Below are 19,037 nucleotides of genomic sequence, written 5' to 3' on the forward strand. Positions count from 1 at the left end.
GTGAAGCGGCGGGGCCTGCGCCAGCGCGTCGCGTTCTTCTTCGCGCTGGTCGCCGCGGGGGGGCTCGCCGCGATCGTCGCGGGCCTCGCCCTCGGCTACCGGCAGGCCGCGCCGACCGAGATCGCGCCATTCGTCACCGCCGGGGTGGTGGCCGGGTTCGGCCTCGTCGCGATCGCCGCCGGGATCTGGCTGCTGTTCGACGAGAACGTGGCCAAGCCGGTCATCGCGCTCGCCGCCCGGCTGCGGGCCCATGCCCATGGCGGCGCCGAGATGTCGCTCGACCTCGAAAGCGCCCGCTGGCTCGACGACCTCGTCCCCGCCGCCGCCGCCGTCGCCGACAAGCTCGGCCGCTCCACCCTCGACGCCGCCGAGGCGCTGGCCGAGCGCACCGCCGAGCTCGCCGCCGAGAAGGACCGTCTCGCCGCCGTGCTCACCGGCATGCCGGTCGCCGTCAGCATCATCGGCCCCGGCCACAAGCTCGTCCTCTATGACGGGCAGTCCGCCGACCTTCTCGGACAGGAGGGGCCGGTGCGGCTCAACGCCTCGATCTTCGAATATCTCCGCCCCGGCCCGATCGAAGCCGCGCTCGACGAACTGCACCGCCGCGCCGCCCGTCGCGCGCCCCTCGTGGCCGAAACGCTGTCGGGTCGCGTCTGTACAGGCCATATCCGGCTGATGGGCGAGGAGGCGGGCTACATGCTCATGCTCGAACCGCTGGACCCCGAGGCCGAGCGCCCCCTCACATACGACTTCGCCCTGCTGGCGGGCCGAGCCGCCGCCGCCCGCGACACCCCGCTGCGCGAGCTGAGCTTCGTGGTCTTCGACACCGAGACGACCGGCCTCGACCCGGCCTCGGACGCGATCGTGCAGATCGGCGCCGTGCGCGTCTTGGGCGGTCGGATCGTCCCGGGCGAGGTGTTCGAGACGCTGGTCGATCCCAGCCGGCCGATCCCCGCCGCCGCCGCCCGGGTCCATCGCATCACCACCGAGGCGGTCGCGGGCGCGCCCGACCCGGCCAATGCGGCCGAGGCCTTCCGCCGCTTTGCCCAAGGCTCGATCCCGGTGGCGCACAACGCGCCTTTCGACATGGCCATGCTGCGTCGCGCCGGTGCCGCGCCCGCGCCGCCCGTCCTCGACACGGTGCTGATCTCGGCCGTCGTCTATGGCGGCCACGAGACGCATACGCTCGACGCGCTCGTCGACAGGCTCGGGGTCGCGCTGCCCGAGACCGAGCGCCACACCGCGCTCGGCGACGCGCGCGCGACGGCCGAGGTGCTGGTCCGCCTGCTCGCCATCTGCGAGGGGCGCGGCCTCACCACCCTCGGGGCGCTGATCGACGAGATGCGCCGCCATGAACGGCTCGTCGAAGCCCTCGTCTAAGGGACCGGGCCCTAAACGGGCTGCCCGTGCAGGACACTGCTCAGGCGACGACAGGAACCCCGGTGATCGGATCCGCCGGAGGCTGCGCGACTTGAGGATGGTCATACCCCCGGGGTACGTCGCCGCAACCGGCCCCCTTTGGCCAAGCTGGACCGAGCGCAGGCTTGCGCTCCGCCCTACGCGTTTAGGGACACGCCGTTTCGCACCCCGACAGGGTGCACAGGTCGCTCCATGTCGATCTGAGCCGAAAATTGTCAAAAATCTTTCGGGTCGCGGAGTTTTCCGAAAATTGCGCGCGCATGCGCGACCGCGCAGCGGCACGGGCGCCGCCGCATTTCGGCACACATCAAGATTGCCAGCGGCCGTCAAAGCTACGCGGAGCCCCCGTAGCCGGCGCTCCGAGCCACCCGATCGACCGCTGGACCCCGGCTTTTCGCCGCCTTAATGGGCCGGCTGGTCGGGTGCGCGTGGCGCGCTCGCCGGAATGCCGGTCTTGGGAGAGGCCGGCGAGGAGGACAAGGCGGCGGCGACGCCGCGATCATTCTGGGAGGAATACAACATGGAAATGCTGACGGCGTTTCTGTCCGCCGTGAACGGGTTCGTCTGGGGACCGCCGATGCTGGTGCTGATCCTCGGCACCGGTCTCTTCTTGCAAATCCGCCTGAAGCTGATGCCGATCCGGCGGGTGCCGACCGGCTTCCGCATGGTCTGGGCCGGCCGCAAGCCCGACGCGGATGCCGAGGGCGAGATCAGCCCCTATGCCGCGTTGATGACCGCGCTTGCCGCCACGGTGGGCACCGGCAACATCGCCGGTGTCGCCACCGCCATCGCGCTTGGCGGGCCGGGCGCCCTGTTCTGGATGTGGATGACGGCGCTGGTCGGCATGGCCACCAAATACGCCGAGGTGCTGCTCTCGGTGCATTTCCGCGAGGTCGACGACAAGGGCGAGCATGTCGGCGGCCCGATGTTCGCGATCAAGAACGGGCTCGGCCCGCGCTGGCGCTGGCTCGGCGCGGCCTTCGCGCTGTTCGGCGGGCTCGCGGGCTTCGGCATCGGCAACATGGTCCAGTCCAACAGCATCTCGCAGGTAATGACCGAAAGCTTCGGCGTCCCGGCCTGGGTGTCGGGCGTGATCCTGGCCCTGCTGACCGGCCTCGTGCTGCTGGGCGGCATCCGGCGGATCGGCGCGGTGGCACAGAAACTCGTGCCGACCATGTGCATCGCCTACATGGCGGTCGCGGCGATCGTTCTGGTGATCCACGCGAGCGATGTTCCCGCGGCCTTCGCGCTGATCATCGACCACGCCTTCAACCCGGTCGCGGCCTCGGGCGGCTTTGCCGGCGCGACGATCATGCTGGCGATGCGCTACGGCGTGGCGCGCGGCATCTTCTCCAACGAGGCGGGCCTCGGCACCGCCGGCATCGCGCAGGCGGCGGGGCAGTCGAAGGACGCGGCGCAGGCCGGCCTGATCGGCATGATGGGCACTTTCATCGACACGCTGGTCGTCTGCACCATGACCGGCCTGATCATCATCGTGACCGGCCTGTGGAACAGCGGCGATTCCGGTGCCGCGCTGACCTCTCTGGCCTTCGACGCGGCGCTGCCGGGTTTCGGCCAGTACTTCCTCGCGATCGCCCTGGCCGTCTTCGCCTTCACGACGATCCTGGGCTGGGCCTATTTCGGTGAGAAGTGCTGGGAGTATCTCGCCGGGACCAAGGTGCAGATCCCCTACCGGATGCTCTGGACCGGCTTCGTCCTGATCGGCGCGGTGACGCAGCTCGACTTCGTCTGGCTGGTGGCCGACACGCTCAACGCCTTCATGGCGTTCCCGAACCTCGTCTCGCTGCTGCTGCTGTCGCCGGTCGTGGTGCGGGTGACGAACGACTACTTCGAACGCCGCCGGACGGTGCTCGGCTGAACCACGCGCGGTCGGGGACGGCACGACGTTCCCGACCGCCACCACGAATTCACCGATACGATGCGGGCTGCGGCCCTTGCGCGCGATACGGCGATATGGCGCGACATCCGGCCAAAGCGGGTGGAGGCGCGTAGAACTCACCTGAAAATTCACGAGGTGGCCGGGCAGTCCGAACCTTCCTCACTGCTGATCAAGTGCCAGCAGGGGGCTGGCCTGTCAGGCGAGACACCGGCCCGTCTGCGCCCACACCAGTCGAAATTCGACCTCCTGCGGGGGCTTTGGCGGCAAGCCTTGGCGGGGCGGCGGCGCTCGACCCTACGCCTCCAACAGCTCCTCTCGGTGTCCGAACGGGCACGCGATACGTCCCCGCAATCCGTGCTCCGACCTGAGACCGCAATTGCCAGATGGCAATTTCGACCGGGTCGGGAACATGACCACCTGTCACGGCGCGAGGAATGTGCGAGCATGTTGCCGTTGGCGCGAGGGGGTCGCATGTCCCGCTATCCGGCCGCATCGTGTGGATGGACCGACGAGCTGTCGGCACGTTCCCGCACCGGTTCCTGCAATCGTGCAGTTGGTGCGCTGGCAGCCCTGTTCCTGCTCGTCATGCTTACGCACGGCAACGCGCAGGTCGCCCTGCCGCCGGACGGTGAAATCGTGGCAGACGGCGCCTTGGCTTCTCCTGAGAATGGCGGCCTGCGGCGCTGGCGCGTTTCGGCGGGCACTCCGGTGGCCCTGCGTAATGATCCGGATGCGGAAGCGCCTCCCTTGGCCACCCTTGAAAGCGGCGACATCCTGACCGGCCATGGCTGCCTGCGGGTCGAGGCAGGGACATGGTGCGAGGTCCAGAGCATCGCCGGCGGCCCGCGCGGCTTTGTTCCCGCCGAGCATCTCGCGCCCGTGGCAGGTCCCGACGGCATCGTCGCCCGCGGCATCGACGACACGCCCCGGCGCGCGCGGCGGGGCGATTTCGACGTATCGGGAGAGATCGCCTGCGCGCAGGACCGGCATCTGCCCATGGCCAGCTGCATGGCCAATGTGGCGCGAAGCGGCGGCGGAGATGCCACGGTCGTGGCGACATTCCCGAACGGTTTCCGGCGCAGGCTCCATTTCGGGCACGGGATGTTCCTGCGCGGCGATGCCACGATGTCGGGCGTCGGGACGGACACGGCGTGGTGGCTGGAGGGCGGCATGCATTTCATCCGCGTCGACGATCAGCGCTTCGAGATACCCGACGCGATGATCGTCGCCCGCTAACGCATGAATGGCGCGACGGGGCGCTTGCCGCAGGCCCCGCGCCGCCCGAAGACGGCGCGATGCGCCGCGATCAGCTGCCCGGCGTGAGCTTGTGGATCATGCCCTCGTCCACCGCGGTATAGAGGCTGCCATCCGGGCCGAGCACGACCGAGCGGAAGCGGCCCGCCTCCATCGGCAGCGTCATCTCGGTGACGTCCACGACCTCGGTGCCATCCTCGTTGAACTCGACCACGTCGATCCGCTGGCCGATCGGCGTGCCGCCGAAGCCGATCCCCATGACGCCGACCACCATGGCGCCGTTCCAGTCGCCCCACTGCTCGCCCTCGAGGAAGACGGCGGAGGAGGTACCCTGCGACCAGCCATTGTTGGTCCAGACCGGCGGCATCGCGTCGGGATAGGTGTCGAAATCGGTCATCGGCATGAAGGCCGCCCGCTCGTAGCGGTTCATCCCCTCGTTCTGGTTCGGCATGTAGCCGCAATAATCGTCCGGGCAGTCGCCGCGACCGGCCATGTTCGGACGCGGGTCCCAGCCGGCATTGCCACCATTCGTCAGCACCGTGATCTCATCGGAGTGCCACGGCCCGTGCTCGGCGGTGATCGCCGCGCCGGACCCGGGGTGGAAGGCGATGCCCTGCACGTTGCGGTGGCCGTAGGTATAGGTGCGCGGGTCGAAGCCCTCGGGCGGGCTGTTCTCGGGATGCGCGTTGCCATCCGTGTCGATGCGCAGCACCTTCGATCCCATCATCGTCGGGCTTTGCGGGACCTCCTCGTTGTGGTTGTCACCGGTGGTCAGCCAGAGCGCGCCGTCGGGACCGAAGCGCACCCGGCCGCCATTATGCGCGCCCGGCCCGCCGAACGGGTGATCCGAGGCCTCCATCTTGTAGGGCACGTCGTCGACGATGTCGGTCCGGTCCGACACGCCGGTGAAATCCTCGTTCACCGCGAGACGCATCAGCCGGTTCGTATGCGGCTCCGACATGTTCGAGGTCGAATAGACATAGATGCGCCGGTTGTTCGCGAAGTCCGGATCGACGGCGACGCCCTGCATGCCGGCCTGGCCCTCGCAGAACAGGTCGTCCGCGGTTTCCGGATAGCCCTCGCTGCCGGTCATGCCGAGCAGCGGGTTGACGGTGCCGTCGGGCATGCGCACCGACAGGCCCTTGCATTTCTCGGTGAAGAACATCGTGCCGTCATCGAGCAGCGCCATGTCCCAGGGGTTCTCGAGCCCGTCGAGCACCATCTCGTGCTGCAGGCTGGTGGTGTTCATGCCCGACTGGCCAAGGGCCGGGATCGGGACAATCATGGCGGCGGCGGCGGCGATCGGCAGCAGGGCAGCCGACAGAGTTCCGTGCGTTGGATAAAGCATAGTCTCCTCCCAAGAGCTTGCTGAACCGACCCACGATGCGACGAACTCCTCCTGACGCAACGTCAAGCCGGCGCGTCAGAGCCTAGGAGCCCTCGCCCCGAACGGCAACTTCTTTCGGCAGTTACGAGACTTGCGGTCAGGATGGACGGCCCCGCACGACGGGATCGCCCCGGGTCAGGACGGACGGTTTCTATTCCGGCGGCGCTTCCCCGAACTCCGCCACGATGTAGTGCGAGATGTCGAGGATGTCCTGATCCGACAGTTCGGTCGCATGCGGGATCATCAGCATCGAGTTCGGACCGATCTTTTCCCCTTCGCGATAGCGCTCGAGACGCTCGACGAGGTATTCCACCTCCTTGTCGGAAAGCATGGGATAGCTCGCAACTCCCTGCGCCTTGGGTCCATGGCAGTTCCGGCAGACGCCCTGATAGGCCTCCTCGCCCGCCACGACATCGGCCTCGATCTCGATATCGGCTTCGGCTTCGGCTTCGGCTTCGGCTTCGGCTTCGGCTTCGGCTTCGATCTCGGTGCCGGTGTCGGTCTCGGTGTCGAGCGCGAAAGCGGCGCCTCCAGCGGCCATGGCCAGCAAGGTGAGAATGATCGTTGTCTTCATGTGAACTGCCTCCCTCACAGCGCATGAGACGAACTCGGTATGCTTGCCATGTGGCAATCCAGAGCACGGAGGTCGCCGGATACGAACGCTATCGGTTCCGCCGCACCGGTCAAGGCGCTTGTCATCGACCGCGCTCGCCCGACAGGGCCAGTGGGTCACTGGCCGAGGCCGGAAACAGCGGCCGTCAAGCGTCCGCCCAGGCCAGGAGGGCGGTCTCGATCAACTCATGGTCACGCTCTGTTGGCTCACGCGCGCCCGCCTCCCCCATGGGCCTGATTGCCCCGGGCCGCCCAAGCGGGGCTCGCCCCGGAAATAGGGGGATACCGCGCCAGCCCCAGAAGGAGCCGCCCGGAGACACGGGCCACCCTCTCCACCCTGAGCAGGCGCGCCAGGCGTTCATGCGCACCGCCCCCCGTGCCATGGCTTGCCCGAGACCCCGGCGACCGGAAGAGCCCTCAGTCGCAGGCCTCGTCGCAGGGGCCGTCCTGCACTGCCGAGAGCGGGCAGCGCAATTGCCAGACGAGCCCTTCGCGGTCGTAGTCGATGCTGACCTCTCCCGACATCGACGATGCGGTCAGCTGGTCGAGCACGGTGGTGCCGAAGCCCACCCTTTCGGGCGGGACCACCGGTGGCCCGCCGATTTCCCGCCAGCCCATGCGGAAGCCGTCCCCTTCGATGTCCCACGAGATCTCGACGCGGCCCGCCTCGTTGCTCAGGCTTCCGTATTTGGCGGCATTCGTGGCCAGTTCGTGCAGGGCCATCCCGAGCGCCTGCGCCACGGCGGGCGGCACCGTGACGGGGGGGCCGGACAGCACGACGCGCTGCCCGAGCGCGCCGAAATGACCCACCTGCCCCTGCACCAGATCGGCGAGGCTGACGCGTCGCCACTCGTTGTTCACGAGGAGATCCTGGTTCGCGGCGAGCGCCTGCAGGCGCTCGCGGAAGGTCTCGACGAAATCCCTAGGCGAGCGCGACGCGGTCTGCCGCGCGATCACCTGCACGATCGAGAGCAGGTTCTTGCTGCGGTGGTTCACCTCGCGCATGAGCATGTGCCGCAGCGCCTCGGAGCGCTTGCGCTCGGTGATGTCCTGGATGACCTTGATCAGGTAATCGATCCGACCCTCGGCATCGCGCACGCAGCTGACCGTGGTGTGGCCCCAGACGGGCTGGCCGTCCTTGTGGACATACCGCTTCTCCAGCTCGTACTCCTCGGCCTTGCCGGCCGCGAGCTGGCCCCGGGCCGCCTCGCCCATGGCCCGATCGGCCGGGTGGGTGAACTCGTCGAGCGGGTGCCCCTCCATCTCCCCGACCTCGTGGCCGAGCATCCGCGCCAGGCTGTCATTGACCCGCACCAGCGTCCCGTCCCCGCCGACGATGCTGATGCCGACGCCCGCGTTCTGGAACGTCGCCTTGAAGCGGCGCTCGGCCGCCTCGATGGCGCGGGTCCGCTCGACCACGCGGGCTTCGAGCTCGTCGTTGACGCGGGCCAGCTCGCGCAGCGCCCGCCGCTGCTGCCGGATGATCGCCGCCACGATGAGCCCGGTCGAGGCGGCCACGAGAATGAGCGCCTGCAGCTTGGCGTGCAGCATGGCGATGCCCGCGGCCGAGAGCGGCGCGTTCTGGAAGTTCTGCGCATACATGCCGATGGCCAGCGTCAGCAGCAGCACGGCGAGCGCGACGCCGCGAAACTCGAACCGCAGCGCCGCCCAGAGGATCGGGACCGGCAGGAGAAAGGCGAATTCGGCGCCGTTCGACAGCACCCACAGGCTCAGCCCCGACAGGACGACCCCGATGGCGACGGCCTCGGCGGCCTGCCTCGCGCTCGGCCACGCCTTTTCGCGCCAGGCATTGGCGGCCGAGATGACCAGCGGGGTCGCGATCAGGATGCCGGTCGCGTCGCCGAGCCACCAGGCCGGCCAGGTCGTGGTGAACGGGTTGGTCCCCGCGGCGGCCTCGACCGCGCTGCCCAGCGTCGCGCTGACGACCGGCGCCGCCAGCACGCCGATGGCAAGGAAGGCCAGCACCTGGCGCAGCGTGGCAAAGCGGCGGATCGGCGCCTTCAGGTCCGGCGCGAGCAGGAGCGCGGCCGTGACGACCGCCGCGGCGTTCGCCACGATATATCCCAACGCCCAGATCAGCGGGTTGTGATACCAGAGCGCGTTGCCGGTCAGCTCACCGAGGGCGCCGATCCCGATCCACCAGCCCCAGCTCCGTCGCGGCTGCGTCAAGAGCATCGCGAGAACGACGCCGTTCGGCGGCCAGAGGGTGATCGGCATGTCCGGGATGACCACCATCCAGCGGCCGAAGCCGACCGAGAGCATGTAGGTGATGTAGAAAAGGACAAGTTTCGCGCCGCCGGGGCTGCCGGAGAACAGACTCGACCTCATGCGCAGCAATACACCGCGATGCCCGTGGCCCCCGTGGCCGTTCGACGTGTCGGTAGCGGACGCCATGCGATCTCGTTCCCCTCCAGGAAAGAACCCAACGCCCGTGACACGGGGCACATGCAATCCGGCTCGTGAACCGGCAACGACCGGCCGCCCGATATGGATTGGCATCCTTCTGTCTTAGGGCCGAGAGATCAAGAGCGGAAGCGTGTGCCGCCTTGACGGCGCGGTATCGAACCGCGGAAGTTGAAGCTTCCCTGAAGGCGGTGATGCGATGACCCAGCTCGTTCAGCCTCGTCTCGTGAACCCGCCCGAGGGCGATCCCGGCCTCTATCTCGATTTCCGCTTCGGCCGCCGCGCCCTGCTGTTCGACCTCGGCGATCTCGCGCCGCTTACGCCGCGCGAGCTGCTGCGCGTCAGCCACGCCTTCGTCTCGCATGCCCATATGGATCATGTCGCGGGCTTCGACCGCCTGTTGCGGCTGCGGCTGCATCGGCCGCGCCCGCTCACCATCATCGGCCCCGAAGGGTTCCTGCGGCAGACCGGGAACCGCTTGGGCGCCTTCACCTGGAACCTGCTCGACGAAAGCTCCGTCGATTTCCGCCTCACGGTGCAGGAATGCGACGGCAGCCAGATCTCGGCCGCGGCGGAATTCCGCGCCCGGGAGGCGTTTCGCCGCCGCGACCTCGCCCCGCCCGCCCTCGATCCCGGTCTCGTCCTTGCCGAGACCGATTTCACCGTCGAGGCCACGGCCCTCGACCACAAGGTGCCCTCGCTCGGCTTCGCCCTGCAGGAGCGGCTGCGGGTCAATGTCTGGCGCAGCGCGCTCGACGCGCGCGGCCTGCCGGTGGGCCCGTGGATCGATGCGGCCAAGACCGCCATCCGCTCGGGGGCGCCCGATGAGGGGTGCATCGAGATCCCCGGCCACGGGGCCATGCGGCTCGGCGATCTGCGCGGCAGCGTCCTGCAGGTCGGGGCCGGGCAGCGGGTGGCCTATGTCACCGACGCCGCCGACACCGCCGCGAACCGCGACCGGATCGTCGCGCTGGCCCGCGATGCCGACCATCTCTTCATCGAAGCCGCGTTTCTCGAAGCCGATCGCGACCTCGCCACGGCCACGGCGCACTTGACCGCCCGTAGCGCCGGAGAGCTGGCCCGCGCCGCCGGGGCCCGCCGGGTGTCCGGCTTTCACCACTCGGCCCGCTACAGCGAAGACGCGGGGCTGCTCGCCGCCGAACTCGCCGCCGCGGCCGATCCCGATGCGGCGACCGGCGCCGACGACCCGCCCGCATCCGTCGCGAACGGAGAGCCGAACTGGGTCCGGCGATGGCTGCGAAGTGGTCTTTCGACCGAGGCCGCGCTCATCCGTTTCGACGGGCTGCCCTGCATCGACACGGGCGACCTCATCGGCAGCTGGCGGGGGGCGGGACTGCCGACCGGCCACCCGCTCGACGGCCTGCTCGAATGCCTCGGCTGGCGCGGCAAGCGCTTCGAAAGCGAGGACCGCGTCGATCCGCTGATCTTCGAGCCCGGGGTGAGGCTCGACCCCGCGCGCCTGCCGATGAAGACGGCGCTGCGCTGGCCCCGGCTCGCGCAGAGCCGCCTGAGCCGCGCGGGCTTCGTTCTGCTGCGCCCGGCGCTGCGCGCGCATGGCCCGGCGGCGCATCTCGCCCCGATCCGGTTTCGCGGCTGCACCAGCGCGGCGATGATCTACGACCGCCAGCCGATCACCGACCACTTCCGCCGGATCGACGCGACCCGCGTCCTCGGCCTGATGCAGACGCGCATGGCGCCCCCGTATTTCTTCCTGCTCAGGGCCGAGGAATGACGGCGCGCGGTCGCGCCATCGGGCCCATCACTCCCGGCGCTTCGCACCCAGCTCGTGCAGCCGGGTCGTGATCGCCTTGGGGGTCACCCCCGAGAACAGGCTGACGAGCTTGCTCTCCGGGCCGGGCACCACGTCCACCTTGCCCGCCATCATCGCATCCCAGCCCTTGCGCGCCACCATGGCCGCGTCCCGTTTGGGCATGTCGTGCAGCAGCGTGCCCTCCAGCCCCTTGTCGTAGATCGGCGTGTCGACCGGCCCCGGCATCAGGCAGGTGATCGTCACACCGGTCTCCCTGAACTCGTCCGACAGCGCCCAGGCGAGCCCGTTCACATAGGCCTTGGTCGCGTTGTAGACGGCGTTGTACGGCCCCGGCACCTGCCCGGCGATCGAACCGGTGACGAGGATCCGCCCCCTGCCCTGCGCCCGCATCACGCGCCCGACCCTGTGGATCATCGAGGTGGTCTGCTTGACGTTGAGGTCGATGCGCTCAGCGATGTCTTCCCATTTCTGCTCGACAAAGGGATCGCCGAGCGCCAGCCCGGCATTGGCGAAGAACAGCTCGATCTCCCGCCCCTCCAGGCGCGACCAGAGCTCCTCCACCCCCTGGCGCGTCGAGAGATCGGCGCGCACCGCCTCGACCTCTCCGCCAAGACGGCGCAGCTGCTCGGCGGCCTGCTCCAATGCCTCGCCATGGGCGCAGATGACGAGGGCATGGTCCTCCTCGACCGCGATTCGGGCGAGCTGGTAGCCGATCCCCGAAGAACCGCCGGTGATGACCGCGAGTCCCTTGCCCTTCATCATTTCTCTCCCTCGGGCTTGGCCATGCGGCGATGCAGCTGCGCCAGCACGGCTTCGGGCAGCACGCCGGTCAGCGCCGCCTGCACCTTGTTCATGAAGCCCGAGGTCAGGCCGGACTCCCCCTTCATCATCGCCTCGTAGCCATCGCGCGCGACCTTGGCCGGATCGGCCTTGTTCTCGTCCTGCCCGACCGGCGTGTCCTCCATATGGGCGCGCTCGAAAAAGCGCGTGTCGACGGGGCCGGGGCGCAGGCAGGTGATCGTGACGCCGCTATCCTCGATCTCCGATCCCAGCCCCAGCGACAGGTTGTCGAGATAGGCCTTGGTGGCGTTGTAGACGGCCTGGTAGCTGCCCGGGATCATCCCGGCGATCGAGCCGGTGACCAGCACCCGTCCCTCGCCCCGCGCCACCATGTCCCGCAGCACCCGGTGCAGCGTCGCGGTGGTGCCCTTGACGTTCAGGTCGATCACCCGCGCGATCTCGTCCCATTCCTGATCGAGAAAGGCGTGACCGAGACCGACACCGGCATTGGCCATGAAATAGTCGACCCGGCGCGTGCCGATCCGCTCGAACAGCTCCGCCACCCCCTGCGCGGTCGCGAGATCGGCGCGCAGCGTCTCGACCGGGGCTCCGGCGGTCGAGAGCCTTGCCCCCGCCGCCTCGATCCCGGCCTCATCGGCCACGCTCAGCACGTCGTGCCCATCCTCCGCCGCCAACCGCGCCAGTTCGAAGCCGATCCCGGACGAGGCACCGGTGACGACCGCGAAACGCCCCGTCCGTTTCATGCCATCCCCCGGCCGGGCTCTTGCGCGGCCTTGCGCGTGTTGCGGCAAGGGCCGCCCTGTCGGCACCGCCGGTTCGCGCAACGGGGCGCACGACCCGGAGGGGGCATGATGCGCGCTTCATCGGGACGATTGCAGGTCATGACCGGTTCTCCTCCTTCGCCATGGGCCTGCGAGCCGAACCGCAGAGCGGGAACGCGGTTCCGCGTCGGGACGGTACCGCGCAAAACCCCAGCCTCCCGGCGAGGGTCATGCCCGAGGCGCGTGCTCGCCTCAGAGCCGTCCCACGGTGTTGTGAGCCAGCGGCGCTGGACAGCCACGCCGGGCGGCCGATGATTTAACGCATGACGACACGCCGCACATTCCTTCTCGCCGGCGGCGCGGCGCTGGCCGCGCCGGGGCTCGTTCGCGCGCAACCGGGCGAACTGCGATCCATCATCCAGGGCATGCCACAGCTCCACTCGCTGCAGATCGCGCGCGGCGCCGATGTCGTCTTTGCCGAGGCCCCGAGGGGCGGCGGTCTCGACGCCTTTGCCAACATCAAGTCCTGCTCGAAGAGCATCGTCGCCCTGCTGCTCGGCGTGGCGATCGATCGCGGCGAGGTGCCGTCGGTGACCGCGACGCTCGATCAGGTGGCGCCCGGCATCGTGCCGCCGGACGCGACCGAGGGGGTGGCCGATATCACGATGGAGGACCTCGTGACGCTGCGCGCCGGGCTGGAGCGCACCTCGGGCGCGAATTACGGCGAGTGGATCAATTCCGGAAACTGGCTGGCGGACGCGATGACCCGTCCGATGGTCGCCCGACCGGGAACCCGGATGCTGTATTCCACCGGGTCGACGCATATCCTCGGCGCCGCCCTCGCCGAGGCGACCGGTCGGTCCCTCCTCCAACAGTCGCGCGACCGGATCGGAACGCCCCTCGGCATCGAGATCCCGCCATGGACCCGCGATCCGCAAGGCTTCTATCTGGGCGGAAACGAGATGGCGCTGCGTCCGCGGGACATGTTGAAGATCGCGATGCTCCTGCGTGACGAAGGGCGCCATGACGGCAGGCGGGTCATCCCCGAGGGCTGGATCGCGGCCTCGACCGAACCGCGCGCCCGCTCGCCCTGGTCGGGGCTGTCCTATGGCTATGGCTGGTTCCTCTCGCCATCGGGCTACGTGCTCGGGCGCGGCTACGGGGGCCAGATCATCGCGGCCCATCCGAGCCGGGATCTGGCCGTGGCGATCACGTCGGACCCGACCCTTCCGGCCCGATCCGACGGCTATTTCGGACGGCTGATGCGGCTTCTCGACGGACCGGTTCTGGAGGCCGCATAGGCCGATCGACATGCGCCTGAGAGCCATTCGTCCAATCGGGGGCGAGCGTTTCGTGGCGGCCCGAATAGGCAGAAGTCCCCGCATGCCCGCATTCCGGGCGTCGCGGCACGCCCCATCCGGACAAAGCCATATACGGGTAGGTAGGGCGCATTGCATGAGAATAGGTCAGCCCGAATTGCCCCATTCCCGCCACAAACGGATCGGAGTTGGAGGCATCCAACTTGCAACAAACGGTCCACCGCTATGAAGAATTCTAGCTTCTCCAAACCCGCCATCGCCGTTCTCGCCTTCGCTGGCGCGATGATGGCCGTCGTCTCTCTGATCGACATGACCAAGGCAGAGGCCCGGGCCTCGGCCGAGGAGTCCTCGTTCAAATGGACCACGGTGGAGATCGACGGAGAAACCGTCTCGGTCATGGTCCGCAAGGATGCTCTCGCGCCGAACGAAAGCCTGAGCTGACACCGGACCGAATGACCATTCCGGCGGCGCATCTTCGGAAGCGCCGCCGATTGGCTTGAGCGGGCACCGCCTCCCTTTGAGAGGCGAAAATGCCCCAAGCTAGGGGCTCACAAGTGATGCAGCGTTTCGAGACCTACCTGCTTTCGATCCATGCTTCTCGACGGCGAGCGCAGGAATTTATCGTCCGGTAGCACGAGGTTTCTCGGTCGCCGCCGGACCGGTTGCAATGCGCCATTGACTTCGGAATGCCGCCAACTAAAGCCGGAAGGGACCTGCTGTTGGAACGCTCGTCGCTTTCCGGTCAAGCATCATGCCGGCCTCTTTCATCGCAATGTCGTCGCATCTGGCTTCCCCGAAGGTAAAGCCTGACCGGCGCGTCACGGACAAAAGAAGTGCCGCTTCGAGGCAGCCACTGACCTGCATGAATTTCTGCAACGCGGGATCGTAGCGATATCGGGCGAAATGGCCGAGGCGTGAAAATATGCGCCGGTCCATGGCCAGCCGATGACGGCAGGCAGGATCGGGGTCATGGCCCCCGAAACGACGATCGGGCAGCTCCGCCGCGAATAGCATCAGACGCCCGCGGAAGAAAAACCTCTGCGATTTCAGTCGAGCACCCGGACGGCCAAGACGGCATTGGATCGGGCGGCCCCGATCACCGGGGTCGTTGTGATCCGGCGATGCGCATGGCGCACCGCCGGGATCATATCTTACCGAGCGATCAAAAGGTCATCGAGGGACTTGTTCGCCGCCAGCGCATCCTTGACCCACTGCGGCTGGCGTCCGCGTCCGCTCCAGGTCTGGTCTTGATCATCGGGGTTGCGGTATTTCGGCGGGTTGATCGACTTGGCGGATTTCCCGGCCGACATTCCGACGAGATCCTTCAGCGAATATCCCGCGGATTTGGCCGCGGCTTCCGCGGCCGCGAGCGCTTCCTGCCGACGGCGGGTCTCGTAATTCTGAATCGCCGCGGCGGTCTCCTTGTGAAGCTTCTTCAGCTCGTCGAGATCAAGATCGCTCAGGTCGAAGTCGTTCATTTTATGTCTTCCAAACATGGCATTGCTGCTCCGGCGTTAGCCTTCGACTGAGGTATTATCCATCCAAAATCGAATCCGAACCATAGATTTTCTCGGTGTTATGCCAATTATCACACGTTCGAGATACGCAAGGATGAGGCTACGACCGATATATTCAACTTCAGGTTGGCAGCATCTTTCATTTCTGTCTTAGGGGTGAGCATCGGCGGAAGTACCGCTCGGGCCGGAGATCTTCGGGCCCTTTCGGATGGCCGGGACAGGGATTTCGATATGAGAAGGCCACGTAATGCCTGTGGAGACGTTAACTTCGAGCACGCCTTTTCTGGGACTCATGATTATCGGTGGCGATGCGGATCAAGAGGCGGCGGCTGACATATCCCCTACGGCAAGCGCCTCGGCGACACGCGCAATAAACGCAAAGGGTTTCATAACCTGCCGATGAGATGCGCTTGAATATGCGTTGAACAAATCGACATCATTGCCAAGGCAATATGGCGGGGCGTCCCGATCATCGCCCATGGCCCGTAATGGCGCGCCTCTCGAGCAATGAGCCGCCCGTCGTCCATCGGCTTTCAGCGGCCGGGTTCGTCCCTTCCGCTACGCGCGGCCGATCCCGCAAATGCCGTGCACGCCATGTCGGGCATTCCCTCCCCGGCGAAGAGCCCTCGGACCGCAGGCGCCGAATTGCGCCACACCGGAAAGCGCCGGTCCGGCACGGTGGACCGCCCTGACATGGCCAAGATGCTCGGTGACGGGCCCGGCCATCGGCCCGGGGAGGCCCGGATCAAGGCAGGGCGGGCCGATCAGTTCATTGGCCGGAGATCACAGACAATGGCTCAGGGCCAGCGCGCAGATGATCGCCAGACCGAGCACCATGAGATTGGCCCCCGCATCGCGATCGGCCCAGAGCCTGTCCCATACCCGGGTCAGCCCCAACCAGAGGATCGGGATCGACAGGAAAGCCCAGACGCCGACGCCGACATAATCGTAAAAATCTACTGACACTTGCGTATACCTCGGAATACCGGGTCTACGTGCCGACGAAATGCGGCAATCTGAAGAGGGAACCAGGCGGCTTGCTGACATTTTTCGGCAAATGGAATGCGCCCTCGGCCAAATCAAGGCGATATCGCCTTGATCGATCTCCCTCACGCTTTTTCTCTTGATCTCAGTCGGTTGGGGTGAGGCCACCCCTGCGGGATCGCGCGCGTGATCTACACCGAGCAGGACATCGGTGGCGTCACTCGGATCACGGACGCGGCAATCTCGACCGACCCGCTCAGCCACGCGCCCAGTCCCGTGACGCTGGCGAGAGCGCGTGCGCGTGCGCATATTGGCACGATTGCCGGGCACGCGCATGACGGCTCCTACGGGTGGTCAACAACGCTGATGATCAGGAAGTGCCACGACCCCGAGACGGCCGCGTCGATACCATGCTTTGCTTGCCGGATCGCGGCTCGACGATCTGTTCGGCTCTCCTATCGCGAGGCTGGTTATACGAAGCGGAAGGAAGGCGGCAGCCGCCCCTGTCCTCGCATACACAACCCGTCAAAGTCGGGATGGACGGGCAGTTGCCCCGGCCCCGGCCCCGGCGACAACGATGGCCGGCGGCTCAACCGACCTTGAGCTCGGCCTCGTGGCGGCGCTGCCGCAGCATGGCGCTCGACACCGTGACAAGGTGGCGCTCCATCTCGGCGGCCGCTTCGGCGGGGCGGCGCGCGGCGATGTGCTCGAACAGCGCCTCGTGCTGCTGGCCGAGCAACAGGATGCGGTCGGGCGACAGCGCCTCGCGGCGGCGCTCGGTCCACTGGGCATGCCGCCGCACCGAGCGGATCGTCTGGTGGATCGCGAGGATCAGCGGGTTGTGCGCCAGCTCGGCGATCTTGAAGTGAAAGATGTCGTCGGCGGTCTCGTAGCCGCGCGCATCGTCGGGTGACAGCGTGGCGCGCATCAGCCGCTCCAGCACCACCAGCTCGTCGGCGGTGGCGCGTTGCGCGGCCAGCGCCGCGAGGGCGGGCTCGATCTCGAGCCGGACTTCCATGAGGTTGTGCGGCGTCACCTGCCGGACCAGCATGTCGAGGCTCGCCCCCGCCGGCGGCGGCGCGGCGAAGGTGCCCTGCCCCTGCCGCCGGAAGATCGTGCCCTCGGCCTCCAGCACGTCGAGCAGCCGGCGCAGGCGCGCCCGCCCCAGCCCCAGCGCCTCGGCGAGCTGCCGCTCCGGCAGCACCCGACCGTTCGAGAGCAGGCTCTCGTCGCTGAGCCCGGCGCGCAGCCGTTCGAGAATGTCTTCGTCGCTACGGTCCATCACGCCACCCCCATCGCCCCCACAAGATCCCAAAGCATGCGCCCAGAGGTCAAGGCCAGGAACAGGCCGAAGCTGAGCCGCAGCGCGCGCTGCGGGATCGCATGCGCGAGCCGGACGCCCACCCCCGCGAAGCTGGTGGTCAGCGGGATAATCACCGCCACCGCGACGAGGTTGACGTAGCCCACCGAGAAGGGCGGCAGCCCCTCGGTGCCAAGCCCGGTGAGCATGTAGATGACCGCCCCCGGCAGGCCGATCACGAAGCCGATCGCGGCCGAGGTCCCGACCGCCCGGCGGATGTCGTAGCCGAGGAAGTTCAGCAGCGGCACGCAGACCGTGCCGCCGCCGATGCCCATCATCGAGGAGACGGTCCCGGCGAAGACGCCGAAGCCCGCCCAAGCCGGCTTGGAGAACCCCTTGGGGGTGATCTCGCCATTGCGACCGCGCAGCACCATGTCGGCGGCCACCGCCGCCGCCACCAGTGCGAAGACGGCGATCATGATCCGCCCGTCGATCAACCCGCCGGTGAAGCTGCCCAGCACCACGCCGACGAGGATCGACGGGGCCCAGAGCCGTAGCAGCGCGCCGTCGATCGCACCCTTCTTGTGGTGCCCCCAGGCCGAGGAGACCGAGGTGAAGACGATGGTGGCGAGCGAGGTGCCGACCGCCAGCTGCATGGTCAGCCCGGGCTCCATGCCGGTCAGCGACAGCGCGAAATAAAGCGCGGGCACGATGACGATGCCGCCGCCGACGCCCAAGAGACCGGCGAGGATGCCGCCGGCGACCCCCGCCGCCACCGCGACGCCCAGAAGCGTGAGGATGGTCCCGAGATCCATGTCAGGTGCCCGTTTCGGTCGCGCGGGACCGCGAGGCGCGGCCCTCGGCGGCGCGGCGCGCCTCGGCCTCGGTGATGGCGCGGTCGATCGGGGCGCGATCCGGGAGGCCCGAGAAGTTCTCGGCGGTCGGCAGCGCCTCGGCCACGTGCAGATAACGCTCGCCCGCCACGTCGAGCAGGCGGCGCAGCTCGGAGAGCGGGTCCGCATCGTCATCGACCCTGAGCGAGAGATAGGGGTAGTCCTGGCCGCGATGCACCGTGAGCCCGGCCGCCTGCCGGCCCCTCTTGTCGCCGCCCGCGGCCTCGCCCGCCTCCATCGCCGCCAAAAGCCGCTCGGCCATGCTGCCATCGGCGCGCAGATAGGCCGAGAAGCAGGCCTCGATCACCTCGCCCGAGACCAGCATGTTGCCCGCCACCGAATGCCGCGCCCCGACCAGATGCCCGGCCCAGTCGACGCAATCCGCCCCGGTATGGGCGGCGAAGCGGCCCTGCGTGTCCATCATGTGGCACTGGCGGATCGCGCGGCCCTCGTCGCGCGCCACCAGATCCGCGAGCACCGTCTCGGCGCTCTCGCCGCCAGCGAGCCGCGCGCGTCCCTCGACGCCCCAGATCGGGTTGACGAAAGCCTGCGTGGCGACGGCGCAGCGCGCGCCCAGATAGGGCACGGCGGCGCCGCAGGCGAAGAAGCGCGAGGCGACCGCGACGCCGATTTCGTCGGTGCGGGGGTCATGCGCGATGATCGAATAGGTCATG

The 19,037-nt window shown here is 68.1% G+C and carries 17 protein-coding genes and 1 pseudogene; 7 read left to right on the plus strand and 11 right to left on the minus strand.

Annotation, left to right across the window (positions count from 1 at the left end):
* From ACRAQ3_RS19215 to ACRAQ3_RS19225, 3 genes are all read left to right on the plus strand, one after another.
* Positions 1 to 1,380, plus strand: a complete 1,380-nt coding sequence (locus ACRAQ3_RS19215) for a 3'-5' exonuclease (RefSeq protein ID WP_432256796.1) — start codon at positions 1 to 3, stop codon at positions 1,378 to 1,380.
* Between the two features lie 559 nt (positions 1,381 to 1,939).
* The gene (locus ACRAQ3_RS19220) at positions 1,940 to 3,298 is read left to right on the plus strand and encodes an alanine/glycine:cation symporter family protein (protein ID WP_269396791.1); all 1,359 of its coding nucleotides are present in this window, start codon (positions 1,940 to 1,942) and stop codon (positions 3,296 to 3,298) included.
* Positions 3,299 to 3,790: 492 nt separating this feature from the next.
* Positions 3,791 to 4,555 (plus strand): hypothetical protein, encoded by a 765-nt coding sequence (locus ACRAQ3_RS19225; protein WP_432256797.1) that lies wholly within the window; start codon positions 3,791 to 3,793, stop codon positions 4,553 to 4,555.
* A gap of 70 nt (positions 4,556 to 4,625) precedes the next feature.
* Here the strand turns inward: ACRAQ3_RS19225 and ACRAQ3_RS19230 are convergent, their stop codons facing one another.
* The 3 genes from ACRAQ3_RS19230 to ACRAQ3_RS19240 all read right to left on the minus strand — a co-directional run bounded on the left by ACRAQ3_RS19230 (position 4,626) and on the right by ACRAQ3_RS19240 (position 8,921).
* Positions 4,626 to 5,921 (minus strand): PQQ-dependent sugar dehydrogenase, encoded by a 1,296-nt coding sequence (locus ACRAQ3_RS19230; protein WP_432256798.1) that lies wholly within the window; start codon positions 5,919 to 5,921, stop codon positions 4,626 to 4,628.
* Between the two features lie 190 nt (positions 5,922 to 6,111).
* Positions 6,112 to 6,534 (minus strand): c-type cytochrome, encoded by a 423-nt coding sequence (locus tag ACRAQ3_RS19235; protein ID WP_432256799.1) that lies wholly within the window; start codon positions 6,532 to 6,534, stop codon positions 6,112 to 6,114.
* A 455-nt stretch (positions 6,535 to 6,989) separates the two neighbouring features.
* A complete protein-coding gene (locus ACRAQ3_RS19240; RefSeq protein WP_432256800.1) occupies positions 6,990 to 8,921 on the minus strand; it encodes an MASE1 domain-containing protein in 1,932 nt (643 codons plus the stop codon).
* A gap of 274 nt (positions 8,922 to 9,195) precedes the next feature.
* Between ACRAQ3_RS19240 and ACRAQ3_RS19245 the strand changes: the two are divergent.
* Together ACRAQ3_RS19245 and ACRAQ3_RS19250 are read left to right on the plus strand one after the other, a co-directional pair.
* Positions 9,196 to 10,284 (plus strand): annotated as a pseudogene (locus ACRAQ3_RS19245) (MBL fold metallo-hydrolase); the annotation flags it as partial.
* A 15-nt stretch (positions 10,285 to 10,299) separates the two neighbouring features.
* Positions 10,300 to 10,749 (plus strand): DUF4334 domain-containing protein, encoded by a 450-nt coding sequence (locus ACRAQ3_RS19250; RefSeq protein ID WP_432256980.1) that lies wholly within the window; start codon positions 10,300 to 10,302, stop codon positions 10,747 to 10,749.
* A gap of 27 nt (positions 10,750 to 10,776) precedes the next feature.
* Here the strand turns inward: ACRAQ3_RS19250 and ACRAQ3_RS19255 are convergent, their stop codons facing one another.
* The gene (locus ACRAQ3_RS19255; RefSeq protein WP_432256801.1) at positions 10,777 to 11,547 is read right to left on the minus strand and encodes an SDR family NAD(P)-dependent oxidoreductase; all 771 of its coding nucleotides are present in this window, start codon (positions 11,545 to 11,547) and stop codon (positions 10,777 to 10,779) included.
* A complete protein-coding gene (locus ACRAQ3_RS19260) occupies positions 11,547 to 12,332 on the minus strand; it encodes an SDR family NAD(P)-dependent oxidoreductase (RefSeq protein ID WP_432256802.1) in 786 nt (261 codons plus the stop codon). Before ACRAQ3_RS19260 ends, ACRAQ3_RS19255 begins: the two co-directional genes overlap by 1 nt.
* Positions 12,333 to 12,673: 341 nt before the next feature.
* Here ACRAQ3_RS19260 and ACRAQ3_RS19265 point away from each other — a divergent pair, with 341 nt between their 5' ends.
* Both ACRAQ3_RS19265 and ACRAQ3_RS19270 read left to right on the plus strand, forming a co-directional pair.
* A complete protein-coding gene (locus ACRAQ3_RS19265) occupies positions 12,674 to 13,651 on the plus strand; it encodes a serine hydrolase domain-containing protein (RefSeq protein WP_432256803.1) in 978 nt (325 codons plus the stop codon).
* 243 nt (positions 13,652 to 13,894) lie between these two features.
* Positions 13,895 to 14,110, plus strand: a complete 216-nt coding sequence (locus ACRAQ3_RS19270) for a hypothetical protein (protein WP_269396755.1) — start codon at positions 13,895 to 13,897, stop codon at positions 14,108 to 14,110.
* Positions 14,111 to 14,365: 255 nt separating this feature from the next.
* On the opposite strand, the gene ACRAQ3_RS19275 is transcribed toward ACRAQ3_RS19270, so the two are convergent.
* The 6 genes from ACRAQ3_RS19275 to ACRAQ3_RS19300 form a co-directional block, all read right to left on the minus strand.
* The gene (locus tag ACRAQ3_RS19275; protein ID WP_432256804.1) at positions 14,366 to 14,683 is read right to left on the minus strand and encodes a hypothetical protein; all 318 of its coding nucleotides are present in this window, start codon (positions 14,681 to 14,683) and stop codon (positions 14,366 to 14,368) included.
* 137 nt (positions 14,684 to 14,820) lie between these two features.
* Positions 14,821 to 15,147: an H-NS histone family protein gene (locus ACRAQ3_RS19280; RefSeq protein ID WP_269396757.1), complete on the minus strand. Its 327-nt coding sequence runs from the start codon at positions 15,145 to 15,147 to the stop codon at positions 14,821 to 14,823.
* An 822-nt stretch (positions 15,148 to 15,969) separates the two neighbouring features.
* Entirely contained in the window at positions 15,970 to 16,152 is a 183-nt protein-coding gene (locus ACRAQ3_RS19285; RefSeq protein ID WP_432256805.1) for a hypothetical protein, read from the minus strand.
* A gap of 607 nt (positions 16,153 to 16,759) precedes the next feature.
* The gene (locus tag ACRAQ3_RS19290) at positions 16,760 to 17,452 is read right to left on the minus strand and encodes a FadR/GntR family transcriptional regulator (RefSeq protein WP_432256806.1); all 693 of its coding nucleotides are present in this window, start codon (positions 17,450 to 17,452) and stop codon (positions 16,760 to 16,762) included.
* On the minus strand, positions 17,452 to 18,285 hold the full coding sequence (locus tag ACRAQ3_RS19295) for a sulfite exporter TauE/SafE family protein (RefSeq protein WP_432256807.1): 834 nt from the start codon (positions 18,283 to 18,285) through the stop codon (positions 17,452 to 17,454). The genes ACRAQ3_RS19290 and ACRAQ3_RS19295 overlap by 1 nt, the downstream gene beginning before the upstream one ends.
* Position 18,286: 1 nt before the next feature.
* Positions 18,287 to 19,036, minus strand: coding sequence for a DUF1028 domain-containing protein (locus ACRAQ3_RS19300; RefSeq protein ID WP_432256808.1), 750 nt, complete (start codon positions 19,034 to 19,036; stop codon positions 18,287 to 18,289).
* Between the last annotated feature and the right edge of the window lies 1 nt (position 19,037).

It is taken from the genome of Limimaricola sp. AA108-03, assembly GCF_050847355.1.
In the GTDB taxonomy this organism is placed as follows: domain Bacteria; phylum Pseudomonadota; class Alphaproteobacteria; order Rhodobacterales; family Rhodobacteraceae; genus Limimaricola.